Consider the following 12,719-nt stretch of genomic DNA (forward strand, 5'->3'; position numbering starts at 1 on the left):
CTAAACTAGAAGATTATGACTGCTTCCCAACCGGATATGACTACCACCGCAGGCAAGCTCGCCGACCTTGCCCAGCGACTAGAAAACGCAGCGCGGCCCGTTGGAGCTGAGGCCGTCGACAAGCGCCACGAGGCCGGGCAGCTCACCGCACGTGAGCGTGCCGAGCGCCTATTAGACGCTGATTCTTTCGTCGAAACCGACGCACTTGCCCGACACCGAGTCAGCGATTTCGACTTAGAGCACAACAAGCCACTCACCGATGGCGTAGTCACGGGCTACGGCACCATCGGCGGGCGTCGAGTATGCGTCTATTCCCAGGACAACACGGTTTTCTCTGGGCAACTCGGCGAAGTCTATGGCGAAAAGATCTGCAAAATCTACCAGCTGGCCACCAAAACCGGCCAGCCAATCATCGCTATTCACGAAGGCACCGGCCCACGCTTTGCCGAAGGGATTGTCACCCTGGCGATGTACTCCAAGATTTTGTCGCACATGACCGCAGCATCGGGCGTAATCCCACAAATTTCGGTGGTCACCGGGCAAACCACTGGGCTGCATGCATTTGGCCCAGCTTTTTCAGATATCACGATCATGGTGGATGGCGATGCCAGCCTGCACCACGCGAGCGAAGCAGCCATCGCCCATGCCACCGGAACTCGCCTGGATGCACAAGCGTTGGGAAGCGCACAAGTGCATGCCACCGAGTCCGGCACCTGCCACCTGCGTGCCGAATCCGACGCGCAAGCCTTAGAACTAGCACGCACCGTCGTCAACTACCTGCCAGTAAACAACATGGCAGAAGCGCTGCGGACCGAAGCGGAAATCCAGGTCGGCTCCGTGCAAGACAACATCACAGACACCGATTACCAATTGGACGATCTCATTCCAGATGACGCCTTCGCCGCCTATGATGTGCGCGAGGTGCTTAATATCGTCACCGATGACGGCATTTTCGAGCTGCAAGAAGAATACGCACCGAATATCGTCACCGCTTTCGCGCACGTCGAAGGCCGCGCCGTGGGAATTATCGCGAACCAGTCCGCACACCAATCCGGTGCTCTCACCTCCCGAGCAGCCGAAAAAGCCGCCCGCTTTATCCGCACCTGCGATGCCTTCAACACCCCAATCATTGAGTTCGTGGACTCCGCAGACTTCGTACATAGCGCCGATGAAGAGCGCGCCGGGCTACTGCGCCGCGGAGCCAAATTGGCTTATGCCTACGCCGAAGCGACAGTCCCGAAGGTCACAGTGATTTTGCGCAAAGCATTCGGCACCTCTTACGTATTCATGGGTTCGAAGGATCTGGGCGCAGACCTGGTCTATGCGTGGCCAACCGCCCAGATCGCCATTGCCGGAGCCGAGGAAACTGCACGCGGTATTTATGGTGCCCAATTCGAAGGCACGGCAAACGGTGCCGAGAGCCTGGCAGAAAAGGCCGCAGAGCTGGAAGAAAAATTCATCCACCCCTACGCTGCCGCCGAACGTGGTTACGTCGACGCTGTCATCCCTCCGAATGAAACCCGTGGCCAGCTAGTAGAAGCACTCCGCATGCTGGGCCGCAAAGTGGTAACGACGCAGCCGAAAAAACACGGCAATATCGCACTATAAGAATTCTCGTTACAAGCATTCGTGCTACAAGAACCTGGAGAAGCTGTGGAATCTTTTTCTATCGTCAACGGCACCCCAAACGACAGCGAACTCACTGCTTTGTCAGTCGTTCTCGCACAAGTCGATGCCCGGGCCCGTGCGGAAGCCGCCGGGGTCTATGCCCCGCATAACCGCTGGGGCACGGGGCGCACCCTTGCCGGCCGCCCAGTGTATAACCCTTCCGCCTACCGGAATGCGCACTTTGACTAAACACAACGCACACCACATACAGCCCCCACAGCCCGCACCGCGTATGGTTCTCGCTTCCCAGTCGCCTTCCCGCGCTGGGATTTTGCGTTCAGCCGGCGTCGAGCCCGTGATCGAACCCGCCCATGTGGATGAAGACGCCATCCAGGCTGAGCTTGGCAACGCTAGCCCCAGCGAGATCGTGACTGCACTGGCGCACGCCAAAGCACAAGCCATCGCGCGAATTTACCCGAATGACGTGGTCATCGGTGGCGATTCCATGCTGCTTCTCGACGGCGTATTGCAAGGTAAACCGCACACTGAACAAGCCACGATTGCGCGGTGGCGCGCCCAAGCAGGCCGCAACGCCCAGCTGTTGACCGGGCATTGCCTGATATTTGGCGGCGAGACATACACTGAGGCCGCCACAACTGACATTGCCTTTGCACAAGCCAGTGAAGCTGATCTTGCTGCCTACGCGGCGACTGGTGAGCCATGGCAATGCGCCGGTGCTTTCACACTCGAAGCACTCGGTGGTTGGTTTATTGATCGTATCGACGGCGACCCGTCATCAGTAATTGGTTTATCGCTGCCAGTCGTGCGCCGCGCGCTGTACCACTTTGGCTTTGGCGTTTCCGACTTCTGGAATGCTTAACCACCTTTAACCGCAAACCTGCGGCATCTTCTTGCGGAATCTCCAGTAGTCTATGGGCATGGAAATGAAAGACATGCTAGCCCCAGAGCCATTGAAATTGCCTGCCGATCCGGCACAGGCGCAGGATCTACAAGCGGCAGAAACCGCACTGAAATTCCCAGAAAGCCCCTTGGTGTGGGCCTTCCGGGCCGAAGAGACGCTGAAAATGATCAGCGACGACGAAGCCGAGTCGATTTCTTCCTTGTGGGCTTCGCAATCCACTTCCGAAGGTTTATCCCGGAATGAAACTAAGCTAATTGCCTATTCCTGCGCCCGCACCGGCTACCACCGTGGCCTAGACCGTCTGCGTGCGAACGGCTGGAAAGGCTGGGGCCCGGTTCCGTTTTCCCACGAGCCCAACCAGGGTGTGTTGCGAGCGATCGCCGCGCTAGCGCTGGCCTCGAAGGCCATCGGTGATGACGACGAATACGATCGCTGCCGCCAGATGCTTTCTGATGCAGATCCTGCCAGCGTCGGAAAGCTGCTGGGTGAAACCAGCTGAACCTCGCCGCGCAGCGTTTAGCTGTTCACTGGCTTCACCGCACAGCGTTTAGCTGTTCACTGGCTTCACCGCACAGCGTTTAGCTGTTCACTGGCTTCACTGCCTTCGCCGCCCGGGCCTCCACACGGGAGATGACCTCGGCGGCGATTTTTTCTTGAATCCCAGATTCCAGCTGCGAGCTAAAACCAACGCAAGAGCAGTTGATTTCACCGAGCACGTAGGCATCGCGAGCTTGCTTGTTTTGGTCAGTCCCCTCGGCGCCCGTGTTTTCGGTACGCACGCTTTCTGCTCCATCGTCGCCGTCGGCCAGAATAAAATCAGCAGTCCACAGCAATGGCATCGTGCCACCCAATTCACCGCCCAGACGCTCAGCAAGCACCGGGCGGAAACGATCAAACACGGCCAGCAAATCCGGCCACGACTCCGGGGCATCATGGGTGTAATGCGCACCAGAAAATAGCGTCGCCGAGAAGTTGTTGCCGCCCGCAGCAGGCTTCTTGTGAATCACCGAAACCGGAGTATCACCGACAACCAAGACACGGATCTCGCCCTCCACAATGCGCGGCAAAAAGCGCATGTCTACGAGCATGCCGTTATCCCCCTCCAGATAGGCCTCACACTGCGTCATGAATTCCGCCAGCGTGTGGGTTTCAGTATGGTTGTCCACGGCCTCGGTACAGGTGACCTGGGCATCGCCCGCCACCGGCTGCCCAGACCCAGGTCGCGCAGATTCGTCGGCAAGCTGTACGCGCCAAATGCCCTCCCCGGTAGAGCCGCGGTTTTGCTTGAGCACCCGCTCGCCGCCAGCTAGGGACATTGGGAAAGCCTGCCGGAAGCTGTTTACGTCGTAATACGCTGCGGTATCCGCGGGAACCAGCGGAGTGTCATTCAGCTTGACCAATGCGTCTTTCGCGCCATAAGCCAGCATTTCTGCCGGGCGGGAGAATGCGGCCAGACCGGCGTCGGCAAGCTTTTCTAGCAAAGCAAAATATCCGGCCTCGCCACCAGGAATATTGCCCGGGTTTACTCGCGAAATATAAGCATCGAAGGAGCCGGACACGTAGTCGAATAATTTATCGGACCACTCCGGGCGGTACACAACCACTTCCGCATGCCAGCCTTGCGCCCGCAACGCATCAAGAATGGGCTGGGTGTCGACGCGATTGCCGTGGATGGTTTTGTCGTTTCCGCCTTCCACTTCAAAGACGACGACGGCCCGGTGGATTCCGTCTACGGTGCGCGTGGTGTCAGGTTTCTGGGCGTCTGTGCTCATGGCTGCTCCTTGCATGAGAAGTTTTCGATAAGATTTAATGGTGTACTTTCCCGCCGTCTGAAAGGCTAACCCGTGGCTATTGCATTCGATAACCATCCCTCGTTTCGGGAATATGCGGAACCTGGACGGTTAGTTTCCGCCTCGTGGCTATCCGCACGCTTGGGCGTAAAAGGTTTGCACGTCGTTGAGTGTAATGAAGACTCCGTGCTTTATAACATCGGGCACTTGCCGTCTGCCCTGCGCATCAACCCCGAAGAGCTGATTGACCCCACGACCTTGGATATTATCGACGGCGAAGGTTTTTCCGCGCTGTTATCCCGCCTGGGCATTGGCCGGGATGACACCGTGGTTTTCTATGGTGATCGGGGCAACCGATGGGCGTGCTTCGCGCTGTGGGTTTTCGAGTTGTTTGGGCACCCGGACACGCGCATTTTAGATGGTGGCCGTGAAGGCTGGATGCAAGAAGAACGGGATACTTCCCTTAGCCCGGCGTTGGTGCTGAGCCCATCGCATTATCCGGTGTGCGAACGCGATGATTCCGCCGCCCGAGCATTTGTGGATGAGCTTGCCGACGACGATTCCATAACGGCAATCGATGTGCGCTCTGCCGCGGAGTTTTCCGGGTTGCCTAGTGAGCAGGCAGCCGCGCGCTCGGAGCTGGGATCAGGCCCTGGTGCGGTGACTGCGCGTCGACAAGGTCACGTTCCTGGCGCTAAGCATCTACCGTGGAAATCGCTGATAACTCCGAGTGGCATGTTCCGTTCCCGTAAGGAGCTCGAGAAAGTCTGGCCAGCACAGTCAAGCGTAATTTATTCACAGGTAGGCGCACGTGCCGCACTAGCGTGGTTCATTGGCCGGTTCTTGTTGGGGCACACAGAAACTCGAATTTATGACGGCGGTTGGTCCGAATGGGGCAACATGGTCGGCATGCCTATTGAAACGGGCAGCGACGCCGAAAATTAAAGCGACACCGAAAATTACTTAGCCGATGTCGCGATTTTGGTTTTTGCGCAATTTTCGGCATGATTTTGGGACACTAACCAAAACCTGATGGTTTTCTCATGTTTTGGTGTGTAAGAATAGACTGAGACGAATTCACGAATTGTGCAACGATTTTTTACTTTAAGCGCTATGGAGGGCCAACGTGGCTGAACAGACAAAGATCACCAAGGTATTGATCGCCAACCGCGGAGAGATCGCGGTACGCATCATCCGCGCCGCCAAGGACGCCGGCATCGGCTCCGTGGCTGTCTATGCGGAACCCGACGCCAACGCGCCTTTCGTTGGGCTTGCCGACGAAGCTTTCGCCTTGGGTGGCTCCACGTCTGCAGAGTCATATTTGGACTTCCACAAAGTACTCGACGCCGCAAAGAAATCCGGCGCCAACGCCATCCACCCTGGCTACGGCTTCCTATCCGAAAATGCTGATTTCGCACAAGCAGTCATCGACGCCGGCTTCATCTGGATCGGCCCTTCACCAGAAGCCATCGCGAACCTAGGCGATAAAGTCACCGCGCGCCATATCGCAGAAAAAGCCGAAGCTCCGATGGCACCGGGCACCAAAGATCCAGTCGCTGACGCCGCAGAAGTGGAAGCTTTCGCGGATAAACACGGCCTGCCCATCGCCATTAAAGCCGCATTTGGTGGTGGTGGTCGTGGCATGAAAGTCGCCTACGAGCGAGAGGAAGTTGCCGAACTTTTTGAATCCGCCACCCGTGAAGCCACTGCCGCCTTCGGCCGCGGGGAATGCTTCGTCGAACGTTACCTCGACCGTGCCCGCCACGTGGAAGCCCAGGTGCTGGCCGACCAGCACGGCAACGTCATCGTCGCCGGCACGCGCGACTGTTCGCTACAGCGTCGTTTCCAAAAATTGGTGGAAGAAGCCCCAGCCCCGTTCTTGACAGACGCGCAGCGCGCAGAAATCCACGAATCATCCAAACGCATCTGCCGTGAGGCCGGTTATTACGGTGCCGGAACCGTCGAGTTCTTGGTGGGTTCCGACGGCCTGATTTCCTTCTTGGAGGTCAATACCCGCCTGCAGGTGGAACACCCGGTTACGGAAGTAACCACTGGCATCGATTTGGTGCGCGAACAGTTCCGCATCGCCGAAGGGCAAAAACTGCGCTTTAGCGAAGACCCCACACCTGTCGGCCATGCCTTTGAATTCCGCATCAACGGCGAAGATCCAGGCGCAAATTTCATGCCCACACCAGGTACCGTAGCGACTTATTCCGAGCCGGCCGGACCCGGCATCCGCGTCGATTCCGGCGTACGCCAGGGCACCGTAATCGGCGGCCAGTTCGACTCCATGCTGGCCAAGCTGATCGTGCACGCAGAAAGCCGCGAAGAAGCCCTAGCGCGTTCTCGCCGTGCACTGGATGAGTTCCTGGTCGACGGCATGCCCACGGTCATCCCTTTCCACCGCACAATCATCGACAATCCAGCTTTCGCATCCGCCGATGCCGAAGGTTTTACGGTGTACACCAAGTGGATCGAAGAAGAATGGAACAACGAGCTCGCTGCTTTTTCTGGGGAGCACGTGGAACCAGAAGCCGAAGCAGACTTGCCACCGCAGAAATACGTTGTCGAAATCGACGGACGTCGCATCGAAGTTGCACTGCCTGGCTCATTGACTGTTGGCGGTGGCGGAGAAGCACCAAAGAAGAAGGCAAAGAAACGTCGCGGCGGTAGCTCCAAGGCAGCCGTGTCCGGCGATGCCGTCACTGCCCCAATGCAAGGCACCGTGATCAAAGTGGCCGTGGAGGAAAACCAAGAGGTCGCAGAAGGCGATGTCATCGTCGTCCTGGAAGCCATGAAAATGGAAAACCCGGTGAAAGCCCACAAAGCTGGCACAGTAACTGGCCTGCAAATCGCTGAAGGTGGGCAAATCGGCAAAGGCGATGTCATGCTGGAGATCAAATAAGTCATCTTCCCCAAAATCTGTAGCCCACGCTACATAGATTTCGGTTATCCTAGATAGCTATGGCTAACGACACAACTATCACCCTGCGTCCGGCTACCAACGAGGACCGCACCTACCTATCCCGTCTGCACTACCTAGCTGACGTTTTCGGCGACGAATCCCGCGATCTCCCGGAAAGCGAAGCCGCTGATCACCACAAATACGTCAACCAGTGGGACCCCCACACCCAGGGCGGGATCATCGCCATCTCTAGCCACGCGGTACCTGCCGGTGGCCTGTTTTTGCGCTACTGGAAATCCAACAACCCTGGTTCTGGCTGGGTTGGCTACCCAGAGGTGCCGGAGCTCGTGATCGCTGTTGAGCGCCGCTACGCAGGCTTGGGGCTTGGAACCCGGCTGCTCGAAGCCGGCGTAGAGTTGGCACGCACCCAGGGTGCTCCTGGCATCTCTTTGTTTGTCGACGAGAACAACCCCCGCGCACGCGCCCGCTATGAAAAATTTGGCTTCGAGTACAAGACGGACTCGACAATGGTCAAATGGTTCGAGCAGCCGCGCGTTTAGCGGGAGCGTTGTGGGAGTCTAGCGGGGCCGGTCTGCACGTTGAGCGGGATTTAACCCGCCACGGCTCCGTGACTATTTCATGGTCTCCACATCATCACCACCGCTTCATCACCCAGCTTCACAATAACTTATAAATTTGGCTATGCTAACCTATTGGTCGTAATAAGGGTAGACTAACAACACCGTACGCTATTTCGGCGTTGCTGGTCTGCACTTCAGTTTTGCGACCAGGAGGTACAGCCATAATGCCAGCATCCCCACTGCCCGAAGCAGCAGCAGTTTCCTCACCACTTCCCCACAGGCAATTCTCCCCACACCCAACGTCGATAAGCAGACAATCGCTCGGCAGCCCATTCCACAGCCGGAAGGCCAGAAGCGCATTCCTCGCAGTCGCCTGCAGCTTGGGGCTACTGACTGCATGTACCGCACCAGCCGATGATTCTGCGCGCTCCAGCCAGAATACAACCACCGGCACTGCAGACAGCACATTCAAACCTGCAGAATCGTCTGCTACACGGACAATTTCGCACGCAATGGGATCGACGGAGCTGGGCGAAGAAATTACCACCGTCGCAGCACTCGACCGCACGGTATTGGACCCAGCTATCGCTCTGGGCTTGCACGTCGTTGGCTTCACCGAGCTCCAAGGGGACAGCGGAATCCCTGCTTATTTCGGCGATGATGGCGAGAAATACGCAGGTGACGCGGTCTCGGTTGGTGAACTTAGTGACCCGTCATTAGAGAAAATCGCTGCGCTGAAACCCGATGCGATCTTGTCGTCGAAAGTCCGGCATGAAGGTCTCTACGAACGGATGAGCAGCATCGCGCCGACGGTTTTCTCTGATTCTGGAGGCCATGGCTGGAAAGACAGCTTGCGCCTGGTAGGTGAAGTAGCGGATAAAACCGAAAAAGCCGACGAGCTGATCACCGACTACGAAGAGCGTGCTGGGCGCATCGGTGATCGCGTACGCGAAAAGCTCGGGAAAAACCCTGCCGTGACGTCCGTGCGATTCGTCGATGGGCCGACTCGGATCTATAAAGATGACAGCTATATCGGAGTGATCTTTGCCGATCTCGGCTTCGCACGAAATGACGCTTCCACCGGCACTGGGTTCAGCACCGAAATTTCCGCAGAAGAAATCGCCAAAGCGGATGCAGACTACATCTTTACCAGCGCGTATGGCGACAACGATGGCGAAGCCGCAAAGACACAAGAAGAATTCCAGCGCAATCCGCTCTGGAACCAACTGAAAGGTGAGATCCACGATGTCGACGACACCATTTGGATGAGCGCCGTCGGCATTTATGGAGCAAACGAAGTACTCGACGATATCGCCGAGTACTTCGAAGTGGACGCAGACTAGCTGGACAGAGACTAGCTAGTCTAGTCTCGCACTAGTCTTCCTTGATCACCACGATCAAGTCTCCACCTTCCACGCTGGTGGCCTGGCCCATCGCAACACGCTCGATGGTGCCATCGACGGTAGCGGAAATCTGGGCCTCCATCTTCATTGCCTCGATGATGGCTACTTCATCACCAGCAGAAACCTTGTCGCCGACCTGAGCGGTTGGGTTCACCACACCAGCGAATGGCGCTGCAACGTGGCCAGGGTTAGACTTATCAGCCTTTTCCACGGACGCGACGGACGATTCCACTGAGTTATCGCGGACCTTGATCGGCCGGATCTGTCCATTGACGTTCATCACGACATTGCAGATGCCCTTCTCATCCGGATCACCCACGGCATCCAGACGTACCACCATGGATGGCGGAGTGGAGCCTGTCTCATCCGGAGCAAAGTGCAACACGGTTTCTTCGCCTTCCACCAAGCCATAGAAGAAGACGCGATCATCCAACGCGGAAGTATCGCCGTAGCGGCGCTTGAATTCTGCGAATTCTTCCACCTGCTTCGGGAACAGTAGACGATCCAGCCCGCCGCGGCGCACCCACTTGTCGTCGTCGGCAAGCGCTTTTTCTTCTTCTTCCGGCACCTCGGTCAAAGCTGGCTTCGAATCAGAGCGGCCCGCCAGTGCTTTATCTTTCAGCTCTGGCCAACCAGCTGGTGGGGTACCCAACTCACCGCGCAAGAAAGCAATGACCGAATCCGGGATGTCGTACTTCTGCGGATCAGCCGCGAAATCTTCCGGCGAGACATTTGCTCCCACCAAGTGCAGCGCCAAGTCGCCCACCACCTTGGACGATGGCGTGACTTTAGTAGGGCGCCCCAGCATCTCGTTCACGGCGGCATAGGTGTCTTCGATCAGTTCGAAGCGGTCGGCCAAGCCCAGCGCGCTGGCCTGGGTACGCAAGTTAGATAGCTGGCCGCCCGGGATTTCGTGCTTGTACACGCGGCCCGTCGGCCCAGGAATACCAGACTCAAACGGTGCATACACTTGCCGCACTGCTTCCCAATACGGTTCCAGATCGCCTACGGCCTTCAGATCCAGACCAGTATCACGGTCAGTATTTTCGAAGGCAGCCACAATCGCCGACAGTGATGGCTGCGACGTGGTGCCGGCCAATGGAGCCGAAGCCCCGTCGACCGCATCCGCACCTGCGTTGGCTGCTGCCAAATACGTTGCAAGTTGGCCGCCAGCGGTGTCGTGCGTATGCACGTGCACCGGCAAATCGAAGTTCTTGCGAAGTTCAGTAATTAACTTGCTGGCGGCTGCCGGACGCAGCAAGCCTGCCATGTCCTTGATTGCCAATACGTGCGCGCCGGATTTCACAATCTCTTCTGCCAGGCGCAGGTAGTAATCCAGAGTGTAAATATTCTCTTTCGGCGAAGTCATATCACCCGAGTAGGCGAGAGCTACTTCGGCGACCGACTTGTTGGTTTCCAGCACAGCGTCGATAGCTGGGCGCATTTGCGAAACATCATTCAGCGCATCGAAAATACGGAAAATATCGATGCCGGAATCAGAAGCTTCCTGCACGAAGGCCTTAGCAACGGCATCCGGGTACGGCGTGTAGCCAACGGTGTTGCGCCCACGCAGCAGCATTTGCAGGTTGATATTTGGCATCTCTCTACGCAGCAGATCCAAACGCTGCCAAGGATCTTCATGCAAGAAACGCATAGAGACGTCGTAAGTAGCACCGCCCCAGGCTTCCACGGAGTACAGATCCGGGGTCATGCGTGCGACATGCTGGGCTGCAGCGAACAGCGTAGAAGTGCGCACGCGGGTAGCCAGCAATGACTGGTGTGCATCACGGAACGTGGTGTCGGTGACCGCCAGCGCATCTTGCTCGCGGATCGATTTCGCGAAACCTTCTGGGCCGAGCTCCAGCAAGCGATCACGAGAGCCCTTCGGGATCTCCGGGGCCAATTTCTTTGGCAGCTTATCGAAAGCACGCAGCGCAGTTGGGCGTTCACCGTGTGGTTTATTCACGGTCATATCTGCGATGTATTCCAAGATCCGGCCTGGCTCATCATCAGCTGGTGGCGCTTCCAGCAGGTGTGGGTGATCCGCAATGAAGCCAGTGTTAATGCGTTTATTCGCGAATTCTGGTTCGCGCAGCAAGGCGCGCAGGAAGCCAATATTCGTCGAGACACCGGTAACGGTGAATTCGTTCAGTGCGCGCTGAGCACGGGCCACAGCGATCTGGAAATCCGCACCACGGCAAGTCATTTTCACCAGCAGCGAGTCAAAATTCGGGGTGATCTCAGCCCCGACAGAGGTAGCGCCATCCAGACGTACACCCGCACCGCCCGGCGAACGGTACGACGAGACCGTGCCGGTATCCGGGCGGAAGCCGTTGGCAGGATCCTCAGTGGTAATACGGCACTGCAGCGCGGCACCGGATAGTGTGATGGAATCTTGGGTGAGACCGAGTTGCTCCAGGGTAGCTCCAGCGGCAATGTGCATCTGCGATTTCACGATATCGACCGAGGTAACTTCCTCGGTGACGGTGTGTTCCACCTGCACACGCGGGTTCATTTCAATGAAGACGTGCTTGCCGTTTTCGTCGACAAGAAACTCGACCGTACCGGCACCCTCATAATTGATGTGTTCACAGAACCGCACCGCGTCGGCACAAATCTTTTCCCGCAGCTCTGCATCCAAAAACTGCGCCGGAGCAATCTCAACAACTTTTTGGTGACGACGCTGCAACGAGCAGTCGCGCTCATACAGGTGCACCACGTTGCCATGCGAATCGGCCAGGATCTGAACCTCAATGTGCTGTGGCTTAATCACCGCGGTTTCTAGATAAACGCTGGCGTCTCCGAATGCGGCCTCGGCTTCACGAGAAGCTTCAGAGATTTTGGTGCGCAGCTCTTTCTCGTTTTTCACAAAGCGCATGCCACGCCCGCCACCACCAGCCACGGCTTTGACGAACAGCGGGTATTCAAAGTCTGCGGAATACTCCACCAGCGTATCGACATCCGACGACGGTTTGGAATCCTTCAGCGTCGGCAAGCCAGCTTCTTCTGCAGCATGAACAGCGGCGGCCTTATCACCGGTCAGGTGCAAAGTGTCTTCGGTTGGGCCAATGAATTTGATTCCGTTTTCGGCGCACTTGCGTGCCAAATCCGCACGTTCAGACAAGAAACCATAGCCCGGGTAAACCGCGTCCGCACCGGATTTCTTCGCAGCGCGAATGATTTCGTCGACGTCCAGATATGCCTTGACCGGCTGAGCTTCCGCACCAATCCGCACTGCCTCATCGGCGAACGCGCGGTGGAAAGAGTTGCGGTCTTCTTTCGGATACACCGCGACGGTACGCGCGCCGGTCTCGAAAGCGGCGCGGAATGCGCGAACGGCAATTTCACCGCGGTTAGCAACAAGAATTTTGTTGAAGGCTGGCAAGCCTGACTGTGGCACGTCATTTTCCTTTCGGATATACACATGAGAAATCACCCACCCACATCGTCACACTCCGCCTCACCGGCTGAGCGTTACAGATTGTTGGGTAATCTAGGTCTCAATATACT

Annotated in this window: 10 protein-coding genes; 8 read left to right on the forward strand and 2 right to left on the reverse strand. The window is 57.1% G+C overall.

Annotated features, from left to right (window positions below; translation table 11 throughout):
* Positions 1 to 15: 15 nt before the first annotated feature.
* From L9H78_RS07915 to L9H78_RS07930, 4 genes are read left to right on the forward strand one after another with little or no spacing between them, the layout of a single operon-like run.
* The gene (locus L9H78_RS07915) at positions 16 to 1,608 is read left to right on the forward strand and encodes an acyl-CoA carboxylase subunit beta (protein WP_249619768.1); all 1,593 of its coding nucleotides are present in this window, start codon (positions 16 to 18) and stop codon (positions 1,606 to 1,608) included.
* Between the two features lie 45 nt (positions 1,609 to 1,653).
* The gene (locus L9H78_RS07920) at positions 1,654 to 1,857 is read left to right on the forward strand and encodes an acyl-CoA carboxylase epsilon subunit (protein ID WP_249619769.1); all 204 of its coding nucleotides are present in this window, start codon (positions 1,654 to 1,656) and stop codon (positions 1,855 to 1,857) included.
* 43 nt (positions 1,858 to 1,900) lie between these two features.
* Positions 1,901 to 2,488, forward strand: coding sequence for a Maf family protein (locus tag L9H78_RS07925; RefSeq protein WP_249620771.1), 588 nt, complete (start codon positions 1,901 to 1,903; stop codon positions 2,486 to 2,488).
* Between the two features lie 58 nt (positions 2,489 to 2,546).
* Positions 2,547 to 3,029 (forward strand): DUF3151 domain-containing protein, encoded by a 483-nt coding sequence (locus L9H78_RS07930; protein WP_249619770.1) that lies wholly within the window; start codon positions 2,547 to 2,549, stop codon positions 3,027 to 3,029.
* 79 nt (positions 3,030 to 3,108) lie between these two features.
* Here the strand turns inward: L9H78_RS07930 and L9H78_RS07935 are convergent, their stop codons facing one another.
* Positions 3,109 to 4,254, reverse strand: a complete 1,146-nt coding sequence (locus tag L9H78_RS07935; protein WP_249620772.1) for a Cj0069 family protein — start codon at positions 4,252 to 4,254, stop codon at positions 3,109 to 3,111.
* Between the two features lie 120 nt (positions 4,255 to 4,374).
* On the opposite strand from L9H78_RS07935, the gene L9H78_RS07940 reads away from it, so the two are divergent.
* The 4 genes from L9H78_RS07940 to L9H78_RS07955 all read left to right on the forward strand — a co-directional run bounded on the left by L9H78_RS07940 (position 4,375) and on the right by L9H78_RS07955 (position 9,149).
* Positions 4,375 to 5,265, forward strand: coding sequence for a sulfurtransferase (locus L9H78_RS07940; RefSeq protein ID WP_249619771.1), 891 nt, complete (start codon positions 4,375 to 4,377; stop codon positions 5,263 to 5,265).
* 181 nt (positions 5,266 to 5,446) lie between these two features.
* Positions 5,447 to 7,225, forward strand: coding sequence for an acetyl-CoA carboxylase biotin carboxylase subunit (locus tag L9H78_RS07945; protein ID WP_249619772.1), 1,779 nt, complete (start codon positions 5,447 to 5,449; stop codon positions 7,223 to 7,225).
* 59 nt (positions 7,226 to 7,284) lie between these two features.
* Positions 7,285 to 7,785, forward strand: a complete 501-nt coding sequence (locus L9H78_RS07950) for a GNAT family N-acetyltransferase (RefSeq protein ID WP_249617584.1) — start codon at positions 7,285 to 7,287, stop codon at positions 7,783 to 7,785.
* A gap of 245 nt (positions 7,786 to 8,030) precedes the next feature.
* Positions 8,031 to 9,149, forward strand: coding sequence for an ABC transporter substrate-binding protein (locus L9H78_RS07955; RefSeq protein WP_249619773.1), 1,119 nt, complete (start codon positions 8,031 to 8,033; stop codon positions 9,147 to 9,149).
* 31 nt (positions 9,150 to 9,180) lie between these two features.
* Here the strand turns inward: L9H78_RS07955 and L9H78_RS07960 are convergent, their stop codons facing one another.
* Positions 9,181 to 12,609, reverse strand: coding sequence for a pyruvate carboxylase (locus L9H78_RS07960; RefSeq protein ID WP_249619774.1), 3,429 nt, complete (start codon positions 12,607 to 12,609; stop codon positions 9,181 to 9,183).
* Between the last annotated feature and the right edge of the window lie 110 nt (positions 12,610 to 12,719).

The organism is Corynebacterium pseudodiphtheriticum, from assembly GCF_023509295.1.
Classification (GTDB): domain Bacteria; phylum Actinomycetota; class Actinomycetes; order Mycobacteriales; family Mycobacteriaceae; genus Corynebacterium; species Corynebacterium pseudodiphtheriticum.